The 22,672-nt window shown below is 45.9% G+C and carries 25 protein-coding genes; 10 read left to right on the top strand and 15 right to left on the bottom strand.

Annotated features, from left to right (window positions below; all coding sequences use genetic code 11):
• From rplI to rpsF, 3 genes are all read right to left on the bottom strand, one after another.
• Positions 1-152, bottom strand: a 152-nt coding sequence (gene rplI / locus OM95_RS15515; RefSeq protein ID WP_041875789.1) for a 50S ribosomal protein L9, incomplete at its 3' end; no start/stop codon positions are given.
• Positions 153-167: 15 nt separating this feature from the next.
• Positions 168-1,055, bottom strand: coding sequence for a DUF2232 domain-containing protein (locus tag OM95_RS15510; RefSeq protein WP_041875786.1), 888 nt, complete (start codon positions 1,053-1,055; stop codon positions 168-170).
• A 15-nt stretch (positions 1,056-1,070) separates the two neighbouring features.
• Complete coding sequence (gene rpsF / locus OM95_RS15505) at positions 1,071-1,523, bottom strand: 30S ribosomal protein S6 (RefSeq protein ID WP_041875784.1); 453 nt, start codon at positions 1,521-1,523, stop codon at positions 1,071-1,073.
• Positions 1,524-1,672: 149 nt separating this feature from the next.
• Here rpsF and OM95_RS15500 point away from each other — a divergent pair, with 149 nt between their 5' ends.
• Entirely contained in the window at positions 1,673-2,365 is a 693-nt protein-coding gene (locus tag OM95_RS15500) for an FHA domain-containing protein (RefSeq protein ID WP_041875781.1), read from the top strand.
• Positions 2,366-2,374: 9 nt separating this feature from the next.
• Positions 2,375-3,253: an alpha/beta hydrolase gene (locus OM95_RS15495; protein ID WP_041875778.1), complete on the top strand. Its 879-nt coding sequence runs from the start codon at positions 2,375-2,377 to the stop codon at positions 3,251-3,253.
• An 81-nt stretch (positions 3,254-3,334) separates the two neighbouring features.
• Here the strand turns inward: OM95_RS15495 and OM95_RS15490 are convergent, their stop codons facing one another.
• From OM95_RS15490 to OM95_RS15465, 6 genes are all read right to left on the bottom strand, one after another.
• Positions 3,335-4,978 (bottom strand): S8 family serine peptidase, encoded by a 1,644-nt coding sequence (locus tag OM95_RS15490; RefSeq protein ID WP_041875775.1) that lies wholly within the window; start codon positions 4,976-4,978, stop codon positions 3,335-3,337.
• 205 nt (positions 4,979-5,183) lie between these two features.
• Positions 5,184-5,432, bottom strand: coding sequence for a hypothetical protein (locus tag OM95_RS15485; protein ID WP_041875773.1), 249 nt, complete (start codon positions 5,430-5,432; stop codon positions 5,184-5,186).
• A gap of 134 nt (positions 5,433-5,566) precedes the next feature.
• Positions 5,567-6,319 (bottom strand): SGNH/GDSL hydrolase family protein, encoded by a 753-nt coding sequence (locus OM95_RS15480; RefSeq protein ID WP_291516599.1) that lies wholly within the window; start codon positions 6,317-6,319, stop codon positions 5,567-5,569.
• A 127-nt stretch (positions 6,320-6,446) separates the two neighbouring features.
• Entirely contained in the window at positions 6,447-7,235 is a 789-nt protein-coding gene (locus OM95_RS15475) for a succinate dehydrogenase/fumarate reductase iron-sulfur subunit (RefSeq protein ID WP_041875768.1), read from the bottom strand.
• A 10-nt stretch (positions 7,236-7,245) separates the two neighbouring features.
• Positions 7,246-9,162 (bottom strand): fumarate reductase/succinate dehydrogenase flavoprotein subunit, encoded by a 1,917-nt coding sequence (locus OM95_RS15470; protein WP_041875766.1) that lies wholly within the window; start codon positions 9,160-9,162, stop codon positions 7,246-7,248.
• 11 nt (positions 9,163-9,173) lie between these two features.
• Positions 9,174-9,833, bottom strand: a complete 660-nt coding sequence (locus tag OM95_RS15465; RefSeq protein ID WP_041875763.1) for a succinate dehydrogenase cytochrome b subunit — start codon at positions 9,831-9,833, stop codon at positions 9,174-9,176.
• 182 nt (positions 9,834-10,015) lie between these two features.
• Between OM95_RS15465 and OM95_RS15460 the strand changes: the two genes are divergently transcribed.
• From OM95_RS15460 to OM95_RS15425, 8 genes are all read left to right on the top strand, one after another.
• The gene (locus OM95_RS15460) at positions 10,016-10,789 is read left to right on the top strand and encodes an electron transfer flavoprotein subunit beta/FixA family protein (RefSeq protein WP_041875761.1); all 774 of its coding nucleotides are present in this window, start codon (positions 10,016-10,018) and stop codon (positions 10,787-10,789) included.
• A 10-nt stretch (positions 10,790-10,799) separates the two neighbouring features.
• Positions 10,800-11,768, top strand: coding sequence for an electron transfer flavoprotein subunit alpha/FixB family protein (locus OM95_RS15455; RefSeq protein ID WP_041875760.1), 969 nt, complete (start codon positions 10,800-10,802; stop codon positions 11,766-11,768).
• A 125-nt stretch (positions 11,769-11,893) separates the two neighbouring features.
• Positions 11,894-12,424 carry a lysophospholipid acyltransferase family protein gene (locus tag OM95_RS15450; protein ID WP_291516597.1) on the top strand — a complete coding sequence of 177 codons (531 nt, stop codon included), beginning with the start codon at positions 11,894-11,896 and terminating at the stop codon, positions 12,422-12,424.
• Positions 12,425-12,477: 53 nt separating this feature from the next.
• Positions 12,478-13,287 carry a peptidylprolyl isomerase gene (locus tag OM95_RS15445; RefSeq protein WP_041875755.1) on the top strand — a complete coding sequence of 270 codons (810 nt, stop codon included), beginning with the start codon at positions 12,478-12,480 and terminating at the stop codon, positions 13,285-13,287.
• Between the two features lie 15 nt (positions 13,288-13,302).
• Positions 13,303-14,271, top strand: a complete 969-nt coding sequence (locus tag OM95_RS15440) for a peptidyl-prolyl cis-trans isomerase (RefSeq protein ID WP_041875753.1) — start codon at positions 13,303-13,305, stop codon at positions 14,269-14,271.
• A complete protein-coding gene (locus tag OM95_RS15435) occupies positions 14,264-15,208 on the top strand; it encodes a peptidylprolyl isomerase (protein ID WP_291516595.1) in 945 nt (314 codons plus the stop codon). The genes OM95_RS15440 and OM95_RS15435 overlap by 8 nt, the downstream gene beginning before the upstream one ends.
• Complete coding sequence (locus tag OM95_RS15430) at positions 15,201-16,151, top strand: 4-hydroxythreonine-4-phosphate dehydrogenase PdxA (RefSeq protein ID WP_041875750.1); 951 nt, start codon at positions 15,201-15,203, stop codon at positions 16,149-16,151. The genes OM95_RS15435 and OM95_RS15430 overlap by 8 nt, the downstream gene beginning before the upstream one ends.
• Positions 16,152-16,202: 51 nt before the next feature.
• Positions 16,203-17,573, top strand: coding sequence for a phosphomannomutase/phosphoglucomutase (locus OM95_RS15425; RefSeq protein ID WP_041875748.1), 1,371 nt, complete (start codon positions 16,203-16,205; stop codon positions 17,571-17,573).
• A 181-nt stretch (positions 17,574-17,754) separates the two neighbouring features.
• Here the strand turns inward: OM95_RS15425 and OM95_RS15420 are convergent, their stop codons facing one another.
• Genes OM95_RS15420 through gyrA form a run of 6 tightly spaced genes read right to left on the bottom strand, consistent with a single transcriptional unit; the run spans position 17,755 to position 22,660 of the window.
• Positions 17,755-18,075, bottom strand: coding sequence for an ATP synthase F0 subunit C (locus tag OM95_RS15420; RefSeq protein WP_041875746.1), 321 nt, complete (start codon positions 18,073-18,075; stop codon positions 17,755-17,757).
• 36 nt (positions 18,076-18,111) lie between these two features.
• Positions 18,112-18,801 carry a F0F1 ATP synthase subunit A gene (atpB, locus tag OM95_RS15415; RefSeq protein ID WP_041875744.1) on the bottom strand — a complete coding sequence of 230 codons (690 nt, stop codon included), beginning with the start codon at positions 18,799-18,801 and terminating at the stop codon, positions 18,112-18,114.
• Positions 18,791-19,147, bottom strand: coding sequence for a hypothetical protein (locus OM95_RS15410; RefSeq protein WP_041875742.1), 357 nt, complete (start codon positions 19,145-19,147; stop codon positions 18,791-18,793). Before OM95_RS15410 ends, atpB begins: the two co-directional genes overlap by 11 nt.
• Before the next feature lie 6 nt (positions 19,148-19,153).
• Complete coding sequence (locus OM95_RS15405) at positions 19,154-19,378, bottom strand: AtpZ/AtpI family protein (RefSeq protein WP_041875739.1); 225 nt, start codon at positions 19,376-19,378, stop codon at positions 19,154-19,156.
• Positions 19,378-20,175, bottom strand: a complete 798-nt coding sequence (locus tag OM95_RS15400; protein WP_041875737.1) for a tetratricopeptide repeat protein — start codon at positions 20,173-20,175, stop codon at positions 19,378-19,380. Before OM95_RS15400 ends, OM95_RS15405 begins: the two co-directional genes overlap by 1 nt.
• A 1-nt stretch (position 20,176) precedes the next feature.
• Entirely contained in the window at positions 20,177-22,660 is a 2,484-nt protein-coding gene (gene gyrA / locus OM95_RS15395; protein ID WP_041875735.1) for a DNA gyrase subunit A, read from the bottom strand.
• Positions 22,661-22,672: the final 12 nt, after the last annotated feature.

Below are 22,672 nucleotides of genomic sequence, written 5' to 3'. Positions count from 1 at the left end.
TTCAAGTGTTCGTACTCTTTTACGCGTTTTTCAGTAGCTTCCGCAGCCAATTTGCGTGGGAACAAAAAGTTTCTTGCGAAACCTTCAGAAACGTTCACCAACTCACCAACACGACCTACATCTTTAACATCTTTTTGAAGAATAACTTTCATGTGATCTCCATTTCGTTAGTTGTTTTCAGCAGGCTTCACCTTGTTCAGGCGCGCTCTGAAATCAACCCAGTAATCGATCAAGCCAACTACGCTCAAAACAAGCAATAACTGACCGACCAAAATTATGTACGTCAGAACTCGCATGAAAACACCGGCTTTCATTGAGTTCAGAAATACCTCCAACACTGCCAGCCCTTGAAAGAAATAAAGAACGATAACAACGTTCACAATATTCACTGCGAGGATGGAAGTGGCCTTACCGCCAAAACTCACCATTGTCAGAAGGAAGGCAGTCATCGCAACCCAAATTACAAAATCCGGGACACGATATTCCAACAACTTGAGCTGAGAGGCAATTTTCTCACGGGGCAAATTGAGCCATGAAAAAACCCTTCTCTCAAATATAAGCCCCACACCCAGCGCTATTATTAATAAAATAACGATGGCTGAAGGGATCTGCTGCACCAGAATCGCCGGATCCAACTTTACGGCTGGATTCATTTTCTGAACCTGACCCGAAAACTGCTCCATTAATTTTTGGACTTCAGCATACGTGTTGATTCCGTTCTTTTGAAGTGCTCCAAAAAGTCCCAAGCCAGCGGCTGCAGAACCGATTGCGACACTCGCAAGTCCAGAGATCCACCACCCAACACCCTTTTGCTCTAACTCCATGTAGGCCCCTAAAGTCATCCAAACAGAGCCAAGGAAAAGCGCCAGAGGTTGTGCGTTCAGGAGCCACGCTGCTCCTGTTACCACCAGTCCCAAAATCCAAAAGGCGACGGGACCGTAGGTTTTACGTAGCACACGAAGAAGAGGCGCGCCCATAACCACAGTCAACATCGACAACAAAATCGAGAGAGATGAAATTGTGATGAACTTCTGTGGCGTCGCGGTCTTCTTCATGGATTACGCTCTTAATTATTCGCCTTTATCGAAACGTTCTGCTTTTGCAGCTGCGAAAGCAGCTTTACGAGCAGCGGCTTTTGCTTCACGCTCTTTTTCGCGTGCAGCAGATTCAGAAAGACCTTTTTTGAAGCCTTCCATGAATTTAGCCAAAGAAACACGCTCGTCTAGACGAGTGTGCATAAAGCGAAGAACTTTGTCGTTGATACGCATAGTTCTTTCAAGCTCAGAGATAGCTTGAGTATCTGCTTCGAACGTAGAGTGGAAGTAGATAGCCTTTTTTGTTTTGCCAATTGGAGTCGCTAGAGTTCTTTTGCCCCAAGTTTCCAAAGAGTTAACAGAACCTTTGAAAGATTCGATTGTCGCTTTGTTCTTTTTGAACAAATCTTTTTGCTCTTCAAGAGTTGCATCTGGGTGCATAAGGACCACAACTTCGTATGGCTTCTTTGCAGATTTAGTAGTTTCCATGAACTATATCCTTTCGGTTTAAGCCCCCACCATAGCGAGTGGGAACAAGGATGACTTTTTTAAAATGTTTAGAGGGTTTAGCACGGCTTAGGACCAAGCACAAGGATTAGGCATTTGAATAGTGAATAAACCAGCCCTAGAATAGGTAAATGGTCACTTTTATTGAGATTCTGGATGGTCCCAACGAAGGTTCTCGCTTCAAGGTAGAAGACGGAATCACCCTGGGACGCTCTAAGGCTGACATCATTATCAAAGACCCCAAAGTTTCGGGGACCCACGCCCAAATCGCTATAGACGGGAAGGGGCAATTTGTTTTGATGGATTTAGACTCATCCAATGGTATTCATATCAGCGGACGCCGTGTAAAAAAAGTCGCGTTATTACCAGGAGTTATCTTCGAAGTCGGGCGGACTCAGTTTCAAGTCATCGCGGTGGAAGAAGAGCTCGCCATCGACTTCAGCCGCCTTGTGACTTGGCGCAATATTTTGAAAGACAAACTCGCAGAGGTTCCTCCTCCGGAAGCACCCGAGGAAAGCCTCATATTGCAAAGATTTAGCCCCGCGTTAAAGCTGACGTTCACCCAAGGCATTCAAGCCGATGAAGAAATTATTTTAGGCTATGGCCCCCGCAAGGCGGGTTCCGAGTCCCTGGATATTGAGCTTCTAGATGAAGAAGCCCCGAAGGAGGCCTTCGAGCTTCGTCCGGGTCCAGGTATGGTGGAGTTAAAAATTAAAGCTCTAGGGCGTGTGACTCTTAACAATAAGTCCTCAGATGCCGAAATGCTTAAAGATGGTGACTTGATTTCTTTTGGAAACACGCTCATTAAAGTGACCTACTTGTAGAGGATTTTCATGTTAACGACACCCAAGACCACCGGCAGCTTTGAAAGCTTCGACGGCACTTCGATATATTACGAAGTGCGCGGGCAGGGTGAGCCTCTGATTCTTATTTATGGAATCGCCTGTATCATGAATCACTGGCACCATCAGATCGAATATTTTTCGCACCGATACCAAGTCATCACCTTTGATCTTCGTGGTCATCAAAAAAGCAATCCGGTGACGGACATGAGCCAATTGACGATGGAAGCTTTGGCTAAAGACGTCTTTGCGCTTATGGACCATCTTCAGATAAAGAAAGCCCACTTCGCAGGACACAGCTTTGGCGTGCCAATTATGCTTAAGGCTTATGAGGAAAAGCCGGACATATTCTTATCGATGATTTTCATCAATGGCTTTGCTCGCAATCCCATCAAGGGAATGTTCGGCCTGGATGTCATTGAACCTTTTTTCTATTTCGTGAAAGAACAATACGAGAAACAACCCGACGTGTGGAATACTCTGTGGAAATTGGCTGTCGACAACCCGATGTCCGTTTATATCGCCGCACTAGCTGGTGGTTTCAACTTACGAGTCAGTCACATCAAAGACATTGAAGTATATTTACGGGGTGTCGCAAGGCTGAACCTAGAGGTTTTCATCACGCTTTTTGAAGAGCTGATGGAATATAACGGTGAATCCGTTCTAGAAAAAATTGCTGTGCCAGCACTGATCATTTCTGGTGAAAGAGATATGGTGACGCCACTGCGCTTTCAATATCACTTCAAAGAAACCATTCCGCACTCAGAGTTCGTACTCGTGCCTTACGGGTCGCACTGCACCCAGTTGGATTTTCCCGACTATACGAATCTTAAAATAGAGAAGTTTCTTAAGGAAGTTTCCGGGAAGTAGCGGCTTCTTTCCCTTTGCCTCTAACTTAAAACAAGAAAGCCACCCTTAAGGTGGCCTTCTTTATTAACGGTAACAGACGAATTATCTGTAAGCCGCTTTTGTGATATCAAATCCGTAGCGCTGAACAGAGTCATCAGATGTGAAGACAATTTTCACATATTCGCCGTCAATAGTCGTCGAGAATGAGTCATCATTCTTTCCGCTCATATCGGCAATTTTTTTACCTTTAGCATCGAAGAACTCAACTTTGTCATAGTCTCTTTCAGTATCAAACTTCGAGAAATATAACGCGATCTGTTTTGCACCAGGAACACGCACTTCGAATTCTTCCTTCGTCTTTTCTTTGTAAGGATGAGCCGAAGAAATGTTCACAGGAACAGTTTGCCAGTTTACAGGATCATTTGGATCTGGCGCTGGCAATGTATTCGTCAACATCGCATACGCATTCACCATGCCGCCCTTGGATTTACCACGAAGGCCCGCGATAGGCTTAGACGTCGCGATAATTCTTTCTTTCATTTCAATCGCTGTTAGATTGGGCTCATTAGCTGCCAACAAAACCGCCATACCAGAAACGTGTGGCGTTGCCATCGAAGTTCCTGACCATGAATCGTATTTACCACCCGTGATCGAAGAAACGATGTTAACACCAGGAGCGCCGACGTGAACTTTCGTTTTACCGTAGTTCGAGAAAGAAGCAATTTGACCTCTGTTGTCTACCGCGGCTACTGAAAGCACGTTTGGCACGTCATAAGTTGCTGGATAAGTAGGGCTTGCGTCGTTGTTGTTCGACTCATTTCCCGCCGCCGCAACAAATAAAGCTCCGGCTGCGTTGGATCTTTCAATTGCCTGCTTCAGAGTTTCAGAGTAACCGCCGCCACCCCAAGAGTTCGACATAATTTTCGCACCCATTTTTGTCGCGTAGTCGATACCTTTAAGAGCGCCATCTAAGGAACCTGAACCACTTGCGGAAAGGAATTTCACGCCCATGATACGAACGTTCCAAGCAACCCCGACGATACCTTTGCCGTCATCGCCTGTACCACCGATAGTGCCCGAGCAGTGTGAACCGTGACCGTGATCATCCAAAGGATTTCCGGTCGGCGCATTTGCGTTCACAAAATTAGCACCATGAATGTCGTCGATGATGCCGTTTCCATCGTCGTCAACACCAGGTTTGCCGTTAAGTTCCGCTTCGTTCGTCCACATATTGTTAATCAAATCAGGGTGATTATAATCAACACCTGTATCAATAACCGCTACGATTACATCTTTCGAACCCGTCGTGATGTCCCACGCTTGTTCCGCGCCAATATCAACGCCAGCGACACCTGCTCTGCGTTCAGAGTCTTGTTGTCCGCTATTTTTTAATCCCCACAACTGACCCAGCATAGGATCATTTGGAGTTTTATTAATACGATAGATGTAGTTTGGTTCTACGATATCGACGATTGGATTTTCAGAAAGGGATTTAACAACATTCGACTGGATTTCAAAAACCGGGCGCTTGATCACCACGATGTTTTGTCCCGGAATTGTGTCTTTAATGTAAGACCCAAGTTGCGCGCTAAGAACATTGACTGAAGATTTCGCGGAAACAGAGTCTTTCAATTTGACAATGTACTCACCTGGAACTGATTCAGCCGGCGCTGCGAACGCGTTTGCACCAACTAGTAGTAAGCCCAACATGGCTACTTTTGAGGCTCTTTCCATAAGCCTTTTCATATCCCCTCCTTCAATGGGTGATTCGATCGACGACGAGGAAAAATTTTCCCTGCACGTGCCCAGTTCCAAAATGGTACCAATGTGAAGGTGAGCTGGTTATTAAATTTTGAAGAGAAGAATTAATTGAGGCCAATTCTTGGCACTAGGTCTTGCTTTTCTCGACGAAGGACCAGAGAAGTTCTAGCCCTTCTACCCTTAGGCACGACTAAGAAACGGCTTTTTTTCCAGACGAAGGACTTGTTTTTTCCTCGATAAAATCAAAACTCAGTTGCTGCGGAGATTTGAGAGTCGCAATCTTCTGTGGATTCGCAGCGATCTCTTTTTTCTCTGTCGGCGTTGTAACATTGACGCCATAAGAGGTTTTCATGAGGTGTTTGATAAACGCTTCTTTGACACCCTCTGGAGCATCTTTGTTAAAACCTAACTCTTGCATCAAAACATCAATCTTCTTCATAAGCCAATCCTTGGTCTAGTTTCGGAAGTTTGTTGCGTTAGCTTTAGAGGGAATTCAGAAAAGATGTGATGTCGAAGATGTCTCTCAATGAGACGACCTTCGCTGCGCAGTTTAAAGGTTAAAATTTAGAATAATTATTTCGTGCCGAGGGGATTTTTCGCTCGCGACGTCGCTGGCGAGGCTTCTATTTCGCGAATACGATTTGCCACGCCGCGCGCCCATTTCGCGCCATTTTTTGCGTCGAAATGAAGGCCGTCCGCAGTGGTGCGAATATCCTTTTCAGTGACACCGATGTCGCGAGTGCTGTCGATCACCCTACAACGCGGTTCCACTTCTGTTTTTATAATTGAAATCACTCGCGCCAGGCGTTCGTTTGACTTGTAGTAGGGTTTAGAGCCAACTTTGTCGGTCCACGTTGGCGTCACCCAATAGCAAGAGCCACTGAATTTGCCTTTGGTTAAAGTCTCTGTGATTTGTTTAACTTGAGCGACGACGGCTTTATCTGATTGGGGCGTTGGGCTTTTATAGTCTGCAAAATTATCACCCAGCTCAACGATCAATCTTTGTGGTTTCGTCTCATCCAAGAGGGCCGAAAGAAGGGGAGCTGTGGCCTTCGTGCCGCCAGGAATTATTTTTTGACGATCATTTTGGCGATCGGCAAAACCATAGCTTAGTGTTCGTTTCGCTGCAGAAGAGTCGGTGAATGAACGAGCCGTGCCACCGGCAAGTCCGACCGTGCGCACGTTTTCCTGCGCGACTTCATTAAAATATTTGTGAAGATTTTCACCAAACGGGCCGACAACATGGGAGTCACCAATAATAAGTGTGTTGGCAAAAGAGGCCTCTGAAAACAGGCAGAAGATTAAAGCAGACGCGATGTATTTCATATAAATATCGTGCCGTCGATCCATCACAAAAACAAGAATGCCTGGCAAAGACTGGTCTGGGTTTCTTAGAAATAAAAAAGGGAGCCCGCTGGACTCCCTTTTTACATGGCTTTATCAAGGCTCAGAGTTAGCCTGCGCCGCCATCTTTGTGCTTTTCACGTTTTGTCACGTTGGCCACAAAAAACTCACGGTTCATGCGGGAAATATTGGTAAGTTGAATTTCCTTTGGACAAGCCGCCTCACAGGCGCCTGTTGTCGTACAAGAACCGAAGCCTTCAGCGTCCATCGCCGCAACCATGCGCATCGCGCGTTCTTTTCTTTCAACCTGTCCTTGGGGAAGCAAGGCCATGTGCGAGATTTTTGCAGAAGTGAAGAGTGCTGCAGACGCATTTTTACAAGCCGCCACGCAAGCACCACAACCGATACATGTCGCCGAAGACATCGCCTCGTCCGCATCGGCCTTGGGAACCAGAACCGCATTTGCATCAACTGCATTTCCTGCATTTTGGCTGATATAACCACCGGCAGAAATGATGCGATCCAAAGAAGAACGATTTACCATCAAGTCTTTAATCACTGGGAAAGCTTGGGCGCGGAACGGCTCGATGGTCAAAGTAGCACCGTCCGTGAAGTTTCTCATGTGCAATTGGCACACCGTCGTAGACTTCATCGGACCGTGGGCTTCGCCGTCGATAACAAAACCGCAGGCCCCACAAATACCTTCACGGCAATCGTGATCAAATGCGATGGGCTCGTCACCTTTAGCAACTAGCTCTTCGTTCACGGCATCTAGCATCTCGAGAAAAGAAGCATCTTCAGACACATTCTTCGCTTGAAGATCCACGAAGCCACCTTGGTCTTTAGGACCTTTTTGTCTCCATACTTTTAAAGTCAGATTTAATGTTTTTCCAGCCATTTTACGCCTCTTATTTATAGCTACGAGTTGCTAGATGTACGTTTTCAAATTTCAATTCTTCAGTGTGGCGAACAGAGGCTTTGTTTTCGCCTGTGTATTCCCACGCAGCTACGTGACAGAAGTTCGTATCATCACGCTTCGCTTCGCCGTCGACTTGATATTCTTCACGGAAGTGACCGCCGCAAGATTCTTTGCGCTCAAGAGCATCACGACACATCAACTCGCCCAACTCCAAGAAATCGGCCACGCGTCCTGCTTTTTCAAGCTCAACGTTAAGATAGCTTGCCTCACCTGGGATGCGTACGTTTTGCCAGAATTCTTCACGAAGTTTAGGAATCTGCTGAAGAGCTTTTTTAAGACCCTCTTCGTTACGACCCATACCACAGTATTCCCACATGATGTGACCCAGCTCTTTGTGGAAGCTGTCAACCGTGCGGTTTCCTTTGATGTTCATAAGCTCAGAGATTTCTTCTTTAACCCCATGTTCAGCCGCTTTAAAGGCGTCGTTGGTCACGGACACTTTTTCAAGCTTGGTGTTTCCAAGGTAGTTACCCAAAGTGTAAGGAAGAACGAAGTATCCATCTGCCAAACCTTGCATAAGCGCCGAAGCACCCAAACGATTGGCGCCGTGGTCAGAGAAGTTTGCTTCACCGGCGACAAACAATCCAGGAATCGTCGATTCCAAATTGTAATCAACCCACAAGCCACCCATTGTGTAGTGAGGCGCAGGGTAGATCATCATCGGTTGTTTGTAAGGATTTTGACCCGTGATCTTGTCGTACATTTCGAACAAGTTGCCATAGCGCTCGGAAATTTTATCTTGGCCCAAACGCTTGATGGCGTCCGCAAAATCCAAGTAAACAGCTTTGCCGCTTTCGTTGACTCCGCGGCCTTCGTCACAACGATATTTAGCCTGACGAGAAGCTACGTCTCGAGGAGCCAAGTTACCAAACGAAGGATAGACGCGTTCTAGATAGTAGTCGCGTTCATTTTCAGGAATATCGTTTGGATGGCGTTTGTCGCCGACAGCTTTAGGAACCCAAACACGTCCGTCATTGCGGAGTGATTCAGACATCAACGTCAGTTTTGATTGGTTTTCGCCGTGAACAGGAATGCAAGTTGGATGGATTTGCGTGTAACAAGGGTTCGCAAAGTAAGCACCACGTTTGTGAGCTTTCCATGCGGCCGTCACGGCACAAGCCATCGCATTCGTAGAAAGGAAGAAAACATTCGAGTAACCACCACTTGCGATCACAACCGCATCGGCTTCGTGGGATTCAATTTCACCAGTGACAAGATTGCGTACGATGATTCCGCGCGCTTTCCCGTCGATAACAACAAGATCCAGCATTTCGCGACGAGTACGAAGCTCGACAGTCCCTGCATCCACTTGTCTCATCATTTCGGAGTAGGCTCCCAACAGAAGCTGCTGACCTGTTTGGCCGCGCGCATAGAACGTACGGGAAACTTGCGCTCCACCAAAAGAACGATTTGCCAAAGTTCCGCCGTATTCACGCGCAAATGGAACACCTTGCGCCACCATTTGGTCGATGATGTTTGCAGATACTTCTGCCAAACGATACACGTTCGCTTCGCGGGCGCGGAAGTCTCCGCCTTTTACTGTGTCATAGAAAAGACGGTAAGTTGAGTCACCATCGTTCTGATAATTTTTCGCGGCATTGATACCACCTTGCGCGGCCACAGAGTGCGCGCGGCGCGGAGATTCGTGCACGCAGAAGGCTTTCACTTTGTATCCCAATTCACCCAATGAGGCGGCTGCGGATGCTCCCGCCAAGCCGGTGCCAACCACGATGATGGAATGCTTTCTTTTGTTCGCCGGATTTACCAGTTTGTAGTCGAATTTAGATTTGGTCCATTTAGATTCAATTGGGCCACTAGGAATTTTGCTATCTAATTTGTTAGCCATTTATGTGCTCCTTAGTGTGCAAACACAAAAAGATAAAGTGGTTGAGCGATAAAACCCAAAGCTACAATGACGCCATAAGCGTAGCTGAGTTTTTTCCAAAGACCGCGGTAAGTGCCTTCCATCAAACCAAGCGATTGGAATGAAGAACCAACACCGTGACTAAGATGGAATCCAAGAAGGATCAGTGCCACCACATACCAAACAACATAGCCTGGCTGTTGAAAGACTTCTTCCATCAGCTTAGCAAGATCACGCATGACCACGCCGTTCACGTTTGTTTCGTAGTGAGTGCCGTATTTGAAAGTGATCAAATGAAGAATGATAAATACCAGGATCAAGGAACCCTGCACTGCCATCGTACGGGAAGCAAGGCTGACTTGTTTTTTCCCTGATGCAGAAACCGCGTAGCGCGAAGCCTTTGCGGCCCTGTTTTGCGCGGTCAAAGAAAACGCCATGAAAACATGCGTGAACAAAGCCAGAAGCAAAACGGCTTCCGCAACGTACAGTATGTTACCGCTGGTGATCGCATGTCCGTAAGCATTGTATGCATCGTGACTGACGAAGATTAATAAATTTCCGGCCATGTGAGCGAGTACAAAACCTGCCCAAACAAGACCAGAGATCCCCATTATGTATTTTTTCCCGACGGTTGAACCGAGAAATCCTGACATGGTGAAAAACCCCTTGTGTTGTTACATTGTATTTTCTCAATAAGTTTACAGTTGAACTTACTCCTCGGGGGCTGGACTTGTCTATGACACCCGTCATGTATCGCGACACGTTAAATATGGAATTTAGTTTTGCCTTTCCTAGACTTGCGATAGAACAAGGCCTCTAAAAACGGGGTAAAAACATGAAGATTTTTGTGTGTATTAAGCAGGTGCCCGACACCGAAACAAAGATTAAAATCACTCCCGACCAAAACGGAATCGACACGGCGGGAATTAAATGGGTTTTGAACCCTTATGATGAGTATGCAGTTGAAGAAGCCGTTAAGCTTCGCGACGCCAATGCCGGTTCCCAAGTTTGGGTTTTGAGTGCTGGCCCTAAGACGCGCGTTATCGAATCCCTAAGAACAGCTTTGGCGATGGGCGCAGATGAAGCCATCGTGGTAAATGCCGAAAATCTAGACAACTTCTCAACGGCGAAGGCTTTGGCGGAAGTTATCAAGGCTGAAGGCGGCGCTAAAGTTATCTTCTCTGGTAAACTGGCGATCGATGACAATGCCTCTTCAGTAAGTCAAATGCTTGCTGAGTTTTTGAATGTTCCCCATACAACTGTCGTATCAAAATTTGCTTTTAACGGCGAAAACGTTGTTGTTGAGCGCGACATCGAGGGTGGCGCAAAAGAAGTTGTGCAAATGATGACTCCGGCCGTTGTTGCTGCCAACAAAGGCTTAAATATGCCTCGTTATGCCAGCCTGCCAGGTATCATGAAAGCAAAGAAAAAAGTGATCAAAGAGATCGAGTTTGCTTCTTTGAATATTCCTGCTACGGACCTCAAAGTTAAGTACTCTAACTTCTCTCTTCCTGCCGAAAAGCCGCCGGTTAAAATGCTTGGTGGTGATTCTTCAGCACAAGCAGCGGAACTAGTTAAACTTCTTCGCGACGAAGCGAAAGTTCTATAGAGGTAAAATCATGGGAAAAGTATTAGTATTTGCTGAACAATCTCACGGAAATCTTAAGCGCAGCTCTATCGAACTTCTTCAGGCAGCTGCAAAGTCTGGAAACACTGTTGTCGCGGTGGTTTTTGGATCACATGCCGGTGACGTTACCGCGGCCGCTGGCCATAATGGCGCAAGTGAAGTTCACGTCGTGAAAGACGCTTCTTTGGATTCCTACAATCCTGAGCTTTTTACGGCAAACATTGTCTCTGTTGTCGAAAAGGTTCAGCCGACGATTCTATTGGCTTCCGCTTCCTCAACAGGTCGTGACTTGTTTCCTCGCGTGGCGGCTCGTTTGAATACGGGAATTGCCAGTGACTGTACCGAGTTGAGTATTTCTGGCGACACTGTCACTGCAACTAAGCCGATGTATTCTGGAAAGTGCTTTGCAAAAGCCAACTTTGAAAACAGCGCTGTAAAAATTGTTTTGATGCGCGCCAATCAACTTCCAGTTGCGGCGGCAGACACATCTAAATCAGCAAACGTTGTCGAACAAGCTGTTGTTAAGCCAGATCTTAAGACTTTGATCAAAGAGATCGTCAAAGGTGCCAGCGAAAAGCTTGATTTGACTGAAGCCAACATCATCGTCAGCGGTGGTCGCGGTTTGAAAGAAGCTGCGAACTTTAAAGTTCTTCATGACCTGGCAGACGTTTTGGGCGCAACTGTGGGTGCTTCTCGCGCCGTTGTTGATGCGGGCTGGGTTGGTCACGGAATGCAAGTTGGACAAACTGGTAAAACGGTGGCGCCAACATTGTACATCGCTGTGGGTATCTCAGGCGCGATTCAACATTTGGCAGGGATGAGTGGCTCTAAAGTGATCGTTGCGATCAACAACGATGCAAATGCTCCGATCTTCCAAAAGGCAACTTACGGTATCGTGGGTGATGCTCTTGAAATCGTTCCTAAACTCACTGAAGAGTTTAAAAAGGCTCTTCATCACTAATCGTGTTTAGAAAATACATTCTTCCGATTATTGTCTTTGTTTTCTACCGAACCCTTTCATGGACATGGAGGGTTCGGCTTGTCGAACCGGATTCTCTAAAACAATCCTTAGACACTCAAAACCCTGTGGTTCTCGCACACTGGCACGGCGACGAATTGGCTTTGCTGTCTATCGTAAAACGCTATCGAATCGCGACCATTGCTTCGCAATCAAAAGACGGCGAATTGATGGCTACAGTATTAAAATGGTTGGGAGCAAAAACCAGCCGAGGCTCATCCACTCGTGGTGGGGTTCAGGCACTGAAGGGCCTCTTGCGTTTAATAAAAGACGGGGGAAATTGCAGCTTTGCCGTCGATGGACCCAAAGGTCCGTTACACAAAGTGAAGCCCGGGGTTTTTGAAATTTCTCGTATGATTTCCGGTCCGATTTATGCGGCGGGTGTCGCTTGCGATCGGGCGATACACTTTCCGAAATCATGGAACAAAACTTTCCTTCCGAAGCCTTTTGCAAAAGTGATCATTTACTGGGTCGGTCCCATGACGGCGATCTCTCGCGAGGTCGATCCACGAAACCCAGACCTTGCTCTAGAGTTAGAAGGGCTTTTGCACCACGCGAGACAGCAAGCTCTTAAATTCATTGCGGATAATGATGCCTAGTGCTAGCGTTTTAGGGTGACTTGTCTTCAACTTTTTAAAGGGACTTTTAAAGTATGAAACTTCTATTAAGCATCTTGATGCTCATCTCTGTGAACTCCTTTGCGCAAAAATCCACGGATGTTGTGGCTCAGGTTGGCAAAAAATCCATCACCGTTGAAGAGTTCAACAAAAAGTACAATGAGGTTCGTTCACAAACGATCAATCCTCCGACAAAAGAACTTTTCCTTGAAGACCTGATCCGCTACGAAACCGGCCTTCAAGAAGCTGAAAAGCGCGGTTTAGCAAAAGATCCAATCGTTCAAGAGCGCTTTAACCAAGAAATGTACAAAGCCCTTCTTGAAAAAGATCTAGGACCTCGTATTCAAAAAATCCAAGTTTCAGATAAAGAAATGCAGGATTGGTACGCTAAAAATCCAGAACTTCGCACAAGCCACATCCTGATTGAGTTCAAGCCCGGAGCAACACCAGCCCAGGTTGCAGAAGCGAAGAAACGTGCGACAGAAATTTTTGAAGAAGTTAAAAAGAGCAAAAGACCGTTTGAAGAGCTAGTGAAATTGTATTCTGACGATGCTCTTTCCAAACAAGCCGGTGGTGATATCGGCTGGCAGTCTCGTGTAACGCTTGTTCCAGGTTACTATGAAGCGGCGGCATCCATGAAAGTCGGTGAAATCAAGGGGCTCATCGAATCTCAGTTCGGATTCCACATCATTAAACTTACGGGACGCAGAAGCTTTGAGAACGCGAACAAACGCCAAATCAGAGCCGCTGTTTTCGACGAAAAAAGAAAGCAGCTTTTCAACGAGTACTTCGATAAGTTGAAGAAGTCGTACTCTATTAAAGAAAACAAGAGTGCGATTAAATAATAAGGAATATTTCATATGAAATTTCTAAAGAGCCCCGCCAGCACGGGGCTTTTTGTTTTAATGACCCTCGCTTTGGCGGGCTGTCCTTCCAGCTATCAGAAAATTTCTACTAAACCAGTAGAAAAGGTGAATGAACACGTTCTGACATCCAAACAATTCGCCAATCAGTTGGCTCGACGCCTGCGAAATTTTGATGCCCTGGCGGCCAAAGATCCCAATAACATTCATCGGGTGAAAGAAGAGATCCTGCGGGATTTCTTGGTTAAAAGTCTGACCCTAGATTGGGCTCGTTCACAGAACATCGTTATTTCCGAGACTGTTTTGGACGCTGAAGTTGATAAACTTCGTGGGAACTATCCCGATGATCTTTCGTTTCGTCGCGCCCTGGCTCTAGAAAATCTTTCTTTTTCTGAATGGCGTGAAGAGCTTCGCTATAGTTTGGTGGAAAAAGAGGTCTTTAAGAAACTGAACGACAAAATCAAGCCGCCTACTGACGAAGAAATCAAACGTTACTACGAAGACAATAAGGACCGATGGAAACGCAAAGAACGCATCTACATCCGACAAATCGTCGTCGACGAAGAAGCGAAGGCAGATGCCATTAAAACCGATTTAAAAACCACGGATTTCGCCGAACTAGCCCGTAAATTTTCTATTACTCCTGAAGGTAAAACGGGCGGCGTTATCGGTTGGATTGAAAAGGGCACCGTAGACTATTTTGACCCCTTATTTAGTGCAGGATCGGGCTTGCAAACCGTCAAGAGTCCCTTTGGTGTGCATCTGATTCGCGTTGAAAAGAAGGCTCCTGCGACCACGCAACCACTCGAAGAGGTCAAATCACAGATAATTCGCGCCCTTCGTGCTCAACGCGAGCAGGCGGAATACGTCGCTTGGCTTGATGCTCAGCTCAGAAGTAGTAAAGTCCTAAAGGACTACGACTTAATGAATTCGATTACGGTCGATACGCGAGGACCCAATGATTAGTTTTCTTTTTCCATTTCTGATTGCCACTCCCGTTCATGCCGAGGTTGTGGAAAAAACCGTGGCTATCGTAAATACCGAGCTAGTTCTAGAGTCGGATTTCAAAGATTTGCAGAATCGGATTGGCAAACCCGGCCTTGTCGACGAGGCCTTGCTTTTTGATAAATCTCCGGAAAGCCTAAAAGGCAATCGCAAAGCTCAGTTAGATTATCTTATCAATGAAAAGATTTTAGAATCCGAAGTGAAACGCCTGAATCTTACCGTCACTTCCGATCGTGTTGAGTCCGAACTTAAGAGCATGGCAAAGCGTAATAATGTGACTGAGGCAGAGCTCCTGAACATTATCAAAGGGCAGGGTATTGCGCCTGCGGAATATAAAACATTTCTAAAACACAGTATCGAAAAACAATCGCTCATGGATTCGGAAATTATTTCGAAGCTTCGCATTTCTGACGAAGATGCTTTGAACGAGTACTTGAAAACAAATCCAAGCAGCCGACCTTCCATTGATGAGTTCAGCGTTTCGCACATTTTCTTTAATCCCAAAAAAGGTGGAGCCGAGGCTGCGCTGCAAAGGGCTCAAGTCGCGGCGGGAAAAGTACGTAGCGGCGAAAATTTTGAAACACTTGCGCAACAATTCAGTGAAGACCCTAATTTTTCTTCCGGAGGAAGTCTTGGTACCTTCAAATCCGGCGAGTTCCTTCCTGAAATTGAAGAAGCTATTTCCAATCTAAAGGTGGGCGAAACAACGCCGGTTGTGAAGTCCCGCATGGGCTATCACATTGTGAAACTTACAGGGAAAAAGCTAACAACAGACCCTAAGTTTGAACGCGCTAAAGATCGAATCAAGGCACAACTTCTTGAGACGAGCTTTAAACGCCAGCTTAAGACTTGGTTGCAAAACAAACGCGACGAAATTTTCGTTCGTATCAATGAGTAAACTTCGCCTCGCCCTGACAACGGGGGATATTGATGGTATTGGCTTTGAAGTTACAGCCAAGGCCCTCCATCATTTGGGCCCACAGAAAAACGTTCAGTTTATTCTGTGGCGATCTGAGTCCGCTGATAAAAAATATCTGCGCCTGATCGACAAGAAGTTCGAACGCATCACCGTTGATTCTCTTTCGGAAGCTCTAAAAATTGACGGTCCTTACTTAGTCGATATCGCCTCTGACGAATCTCCAGCCACATGGGTTGAGGTCAGCGCGGAGGCGTGCTTAGAAAATGCCTTGAACGGAATGGCCACGGCTCCTCTTTCGAAAACCAGCATTAAGAGTGCCGGCTTTAAGGATCTGGGCCACACCGATATTTTGAAAAGACTTTCGGGCAGCAAATACGTCAACATGGGGTTTGTGGGGGATCAGTTCAATGTCGTTCTTGCCACGGCACATACTGCGATTGCAGAAGTCACCAAACATCTCAGTTTCACAGTGCTAGCCGAGACATTAAAAAACGCCAATGAACTTCGAAAAAAGCTGCCTGCGGCGCAAGCTAAGCGTTCCATTGCAGTCCTAGGATTAAATCCACATGCGGGTGAACAGGGGCTTATTGGCAAAGAAGAGCTGCTTTTATTTCCTCAGCTAGCCGCTTTCGCCAAAGAAAATAAAATCCCGGTGGAAGGTCCTTTGGTGCCAGACGCGGCTTTCTTCCCAGCAAATTGGAAGCGTTATTCGATTTATGTGGCGCTTTATCACGATCAGGGCCTTATTCCTTTTAAAATGATCCACGGACAGAATAGTGGAGTCCATATCAGTTTAGGCATACCCTTTGTTAGAACCAGTGTAGATCATGGAACGGCGAAGGATATTTTTGGCTTAAATAAAGCAAATCCAAATTCCATGATCGATGCCATTCGCTGGGCTATAAAATTAGCTCGACTCTAGCTTAAAAAAATCATATTTCTAAATACTTCCACTTATTTACAGAGGTGACTTATGTTTCAACCGGTAATTTTTAGAGAGTACGATATCCGTGGTGTTTACAACGGACAGTTCGATGATGACTTCGCGTACCTCTTGGGCCGCGCCTATGTTGTTTACATGAAACAAAATAAAGGCCTTACCAATCCAACGGTCGCGTTGGGCTGTGATGCTCGCGAAAGTTCTCCTGCAATCATTAAAAATCTAGCAAAAGGCATGATGGAATCTGGTGCGAAAGTGATTCACTTAGGCCTTGTGACGACTCCGGTGTGTTATTTTTCAACGTTTGAGTTGAAAGGTGTTGATGGCGCCATTCAGGTAACGGGATCGCACAATCCTCCCGAATACAACGGCTTCAAAATTTCTGTTGGTAAAGGCACGATCTTCGGCGCTGAAATTCAAAAACTTCGCGAGATCATTCAAAAGGGTGAGTATATCGATGGCCAAGGTTCTGAAGAGCACTTCGACATCAAACCGATGTACTATGAACGCTATAAAAAAGAATTCGGAACAATCAAAGACACCAAAGTTGTTCTTGATTGCGGAAATGGCGCCGGTGGATCTGTGGTTCGCGGCCTGTTCAATGCGGTCGGCTTGAATCCTACCATCCTTTTTGAACAACCAGACGGCACATTCCCAAATCACCATCCAGATCCCACTGTGGAAGAAAATTTGGAAGACCTTAAGAAACAAGTGGCCAAAGAAGGGGCTCTTTGTGGCATCGGCTTTGATGGTGATGCAGACCGTATCGGCGTTATCGATCACACAGGCCGCATGGTTTACGGTGACGAGTTGATGGTGATTATCGCTCGTTCCATCCTAGCCGAACAAAAAGGTGCAAAAATCATCGGCGACGTAAAGTGTTCTGATCGTTTGTATCACGACGTCACTGCGCACGGTGGTCAGCCAATCATGTGGAAAACAGGTCACTCGTTAGTAAAAGAAAAGATCAAAGTTGAAAAGGCTCCGTTCGGCGGAGAAATGTCTGGCCACGTGTTCTTCGCAGACCGCAACTATGGCTACGATGACGCTCCCTATGCAGCTTTGCGCTTGGTAGAGATCCTGGCAAAAACCGGAAAAACAATTCCGCAACTGCTAGAGGGTTTGCCGCCAGCCTTCAACACTCCAGAAATCCGCATCGACACGACTGAAGAGAAAAAAGTTTTGATCGTAGAAAAAATGATCGAAGCCTTCCCCAACAAGCCCGATGCTGACTACAAAGTGGACTTCACTGACGGTATTCGTCTGTCTTTCGAAGACGGCTGGGCTCTTTGCCGCTCCTCCAACACACAACCTGTGGTCGTAGTCCGCTACGAATCCACCACCCAAGCCGGCCTAGACAGAATCCGCAACCGAGTAGAAGCCGTAGTAAAGAAGTACCTCTAAAGGTACCTGCTTCCTACCGTTTCAAAAAAGAACCAACTTAAAAACAAAAGCCCGTTCCAAAAGAGCGGGCTTTTATTTATCTAAGTACACAAAATAAAAAAGGCCGGTATTACTACCAGCCTTTTATTTTTCATCATCTACGCCAACCAACTAAGGTCGGCGATAAGGACTTCTGCCGCAATTAAGCAAGACGAAGAGCGATGATCAACGCGTAGATAACTAGAGACTCGATAAGAGCTAGACCCAAGATCATTGGGATCAATAGTTTACCAGAAGCCGCTGGGTTACGAGCGATACCATCAAGAGCTGTAGAAGCTGTTTTACCTTGAGCCATTGCGCCTGCGAATACAGACAAAGCGATAGCGATAGCAGCTGCGATAGCAACCAAACCGCGGTCAGTAGCAACAGAAGCAGCAGCTTCAGTAGCAGCTGGAGCAGCTTCTTGTGCGAATGCAGATACAGAAGCCAACAAAGCAACCATAGCAACGATCATTTTTTTCATGTGTTTCTCCTCAATATGAGTGGTTAAGTTTGCTCTCTAGTGATCGTGTGCAATCGCGAATGCCACGTAGACCATTGAAAGCAATGTAAATACAAAAGCCTGAACAAAACATACGAACAATCCCATGATATAGAATGGGATAGGTACACCAATTGGAACTAGATCCAAGAACACAGACAATACTGTGTGGTCACCCATCATAACGTTCGCAAGACGAAGACCCAAAGAGAACGGACGAACAAAGTGTGAAACCAGTTCGATCACAAACATCAAAGGAGCAAGAAAAAGAACCGGGCCCATGAAGTGCTTAAGATATGCGAATACGCCGTTTTCTTTTACACCTTGGAAGTTATAGAACAAGAACATCAAAACACCGAAGCCGAATGTTGTGTTGATGTTTTCAGTTGCAGGAGTCATCCCTGGAATCATCCCGATCAAGTTATTCAAAAGAATGAAGAAGAAAACGGAAGTGAAGAAAGGAACGTAGTGTTTACCGTGTTCACCGATAACCATCTCTGCCAATCCGTCCATCATTTCAGTCAACATTTCCATGATGCCACGAAGAGAGAATTTGCTGGCTGGAAGAACGGCTGTTTCACCTTTACCAAGTGATGCGCGAGCTGCCATACCGATCGCCATTGTTGCGACAGTAGCGGCACCAAGAGTTGCAACGTGTGCGTACTCGTGACCAACACCAGGAATGAGTTGTGTCCAGTTAAATGACATGGTCTTTTCCCTCTCGTAAGGATTCTTTCACCGCATACACAAACGCTGAAAGAATAAAGCTAGCAACCCCAATCGCGAACCATAAGGTATCGAACCATGGCATGGCCGTTAGCTTAAAGATAATAATCCCTAAAATCGCGTACTTAAATACAATGATACCGATAGACAGGGCAACCAATTTCTTCTGGAAGATAAGGCTCCAGCCCCAGCCCAGTAATAAAAAGCTCAGAAAGATGGTGGAGGACCCAGCTACAAAGGAAAGTGCGTGTTGCGGTGCGGAAAAAAGATGCAAAAGCAAGCCGCCAAGAACGATCACACAGATTTGCGCTATTAAAACAGGTTTCATGGGTTCCTAGGGTTTATCGGAATCTGAATTCTTCTCATCCTCTTTTTGCAGTTTACGAAGAAGCCAGATAACTCTCCATAACCAGCCAATCAAAGCCGCAAAGGTCAGACCGACAAAGATAAGGCCCTTGGATTGGTACTTTTGATCGAGGAATTGCCCTAGGTAAAAACACCCTAAGATCAAACCGACAAGTTCAAAGCCCATGGATGCAAAAATTATATACTTCTTCATTACTTCCTAAAGCCTTTCGCTCCCGGAGCATTTTTCATACGCTCTTGCATGCGTTTGATTCGAAGTTCAATGTATTCAGGCGGGTTGTACTTTTCTTTGTGAGCCTCAAGGACCGCAATGGCACTTTTGAAATCCAAGTTTTCTTCATAACAGACGGCTAAAGTCAGAGCGACATTTTCCTGAATCGCCTTTTCCGGATACTTCAGGATAAGTTCTTTAAAGATTTCCGCGGCTTTTATAAAATCTTTTCGAGCGACGAGGATATTTCCCTTCAACATTAACGCACTAAAGCGGGTGTTTTCGTCGCCTTTAAGTTTCAAAAGAGAATCGATTTCGGACTCAGCCTGGAAAAAATTATTTTGATAGTACTGGGCGCGGGCAATATTCATTTTATACTGAGCCGCTTCTAAATCCGTGTGGGGCATTTGTTGAAGCTTGCTGTATTCGATGATCGCTTGTTGATAATTTTGCAGATTATTAAAGTAAATGGCAGCAATCTGCTTTTGCGACTCTAACCGTTCCTTTTCATCTGTCGAATGAAGAACGATAAAGTGATGATAATCAATCGCCTTATTGAAGTCTTTGATTTCAAAAAAGGAAATGCGTGCCGCCTCGCGAGCGGCTTCTAAAGGATATTTTGTCGGTGCATTTCTTTTGATAACTCGATCCAAATAGCTCAGGCCGATTCGGTAGTGCTCCTGAGCTATTTCTTTTTGTGCTTGCTTGTAGTCCGCCTCCTCTTGGGATGAGCAGGCGGTGAGGGCCAGCACTAAGACAATCAGAAGGGCTCTGAACATCTTAGTGAGTGACTCCTGCTGGTGCTGGTGTCGTTTCTTCAGTTGCATCGTCTTCCTCAACAACCGCGACACCCGTTACCGTTTCTTCTTTTTCGTCGATATTAATCAAACGAACACCTTGAGTGTTACGTCCAAGAACCGAGATGTCCGTCACTTTCATGCGGATAACCTGCCCTTTATCAGTGGAAAGAATAAGTTCCATTTTTTCTGAAACTTTCTTCGTACCGATAACCACGCCCACTTTGTCTGTCGTTTTTTGTGTGATAATACCTACACCACCACGAGATTGGATGCGGTATTCCGTCGTTTCAGAACGTTTACCATAACCTTTTGAGGTCACCATCAAGATCGTATCCTTGGTGTTCTTTTCCAGAACTTCCATCGCAACGACGATATCTTCTTTTGCGAGTGTAATAGCCTTCACGCCGCGAGCAGTCCGTCCCATTTCGCGAACATCCGCTTCGTTAAAGCGAATCGACATACCCTCTTTAGTCGCAATGAAGATATCACTTTGACCGTCAGAAATCTTAACGTCGATAACGCCGTCATCAAGATCTGTCGTCAATGCGATGATACCAGCAGCCCTTGGATTCGCGAATGAATCCAAAGATGTTTTCTTGATCACACCTTTTTCCGTCAACATCACAACGTATTTGTTTTCGCTGAATTCATTGACCGGAAGAATTGCTCGGACACTTTCACCACTTGCCAACTGTACAACGTTTGCCAAAGATTTACCTTTGGAAGTGCGGCTTCCTAGCGGAAGTTTATGCACTTTACACCAGTAAACCTTCCCTTTATCAGTGAACACCAAAAGCATGGTTTTCGTCGAAGCCGAGAATAGATCCGTGACGTAATCTTCCTCTTTAGTCTCCATGCCTTTCAGACCTTTACCGCCGCGTTTTTGCACACGATATTCGGCCGTCGGCATGCGCTTGATCAGACCTGTGTTCGTCACAGTTACAACCATATCTTCGTCAGCAATTAAATCTTCGTCTTCAATATCATCAAGGTTGCCTTGAATTTGCGTGCGACGAGGATCTGCATAACGTTTTTTGATATCTTCAAGTTCGCCAACGATAATTTTGTAAATTTCGCGAACGTCAGCAAGAACGAATTTCAACCATTCGATTTGCTTCATTAGCTCTGCAAGTTCTTCGATGATTTTATCACGCTCTAAACCTGTCAAACGTTGTAAACGCATTTCAAGAATCGCAACAGCTTGACGTTCAGAGAATTCAAACTTCGACATCAAGGCTTCACGAGCCGCGTGCGCTTCTTTAGAAGCACGAATCGTTTTGATCACTTCTTCAATGTGATCCAAGGCTTTCTTCAAACCTTCCAAGATGTGCGCGCGTTCTTGGGCTTTTTTGAGTTCAAAGATACAACGTTTCGTAACGACGTCACGGCGGTGATCAACGAAAGCTTCCAACATGCCTTTAAGATCGAAAGTGACCGGTTGGTTTTTCGCATCCAAGGCCAGCATGATGATGCCTAAGCTGATTTGCATTTGCGTGTACTTATAAAGGCGATTCAAGATCACGCTGGCATTTTCACCACGTTTTAATTGAATCACGATACGCATACCTTCACGAGAAGACTCATCGCGGATATCAGAGATACCTTCGATTTGTTTGTCGCGAACTAGGTCAGCAATGCTTTCGATCAATTTTGCTTTATTAACTTGGTAAGGGATCTCAGTAACGATGATCTCTTCACGGTCTTTACCCGGAACTATTTCCGCAACCGCTTTCAACGTGATGATACCACGACCTTTTTTGTAAGCCTGCAAGATACCTTCGCGGCCAGCGATCACTCCGTAAGACGGGAAGTCAGGACCCTTGATGTGAACCATCAAGTCTTCAAGAGTGCACTCGGGTTTATTGATCAATTCAATACAACCATCAATCACTTCGCCCAAGTTGTGTGGCGGAATGTTTGTCGCCATACCAACGGCGATACCTGAAGAACCGTTCACCAAAAGATTGGGGAATTTCGCCGGAAGAACTAGAGGAATCTGTAAAGAGTCGTCGTAGTTCGGTCCGAACGGAATAGTTTCTTTATCGATATCCTGCAGAAGTTCTTCCGCAAGGTGAGTCATGCGAATCTCAGTGTAACGCATAGCTGCCGCGCTATCACCGTCGATTGAACCGAAGTTTCCTTGTCCATCCTCAAGCGGATATCTCAAAGAGAAATCCTGGGCCATACGAACCATAGTTTCGTAAACCGCAGAGTCGCCATGAGGATGGTATTTACCGATAACATCACCGACCACACGCGCTGACTTCAAATAAGGGCGACCCGGTCGATTATTCATCTCACTTTGTGCGAACAAGACACGACGATGAACAGGCTTTAGACCGTCACGAACATCGGGGAGGGCACGACCCACAATAACAGACATCGAGTATTGAAGATATGCATCACGCATTTCTTTACTGACGTCGACGCGGGTTACGCCTTTTTCTTCACTATTATTTTCCATAACATCACCAAC

This window comes from Bdellovibrio sp. ArHS (genome assembly GCF_000786105.1).
Classification (GTDB): domain Bacteria; phylum Bdellovibrionota; class Bdellovibrionia; order Bdellovibrionales; family Bdellovibrionaceae; genus Bdellovibrio.
The sequence above is the reverse complement of the archived record's forward strand: the minus strand, read 5'-3'. Positions and strand labels throughout refer to the sequence as shown.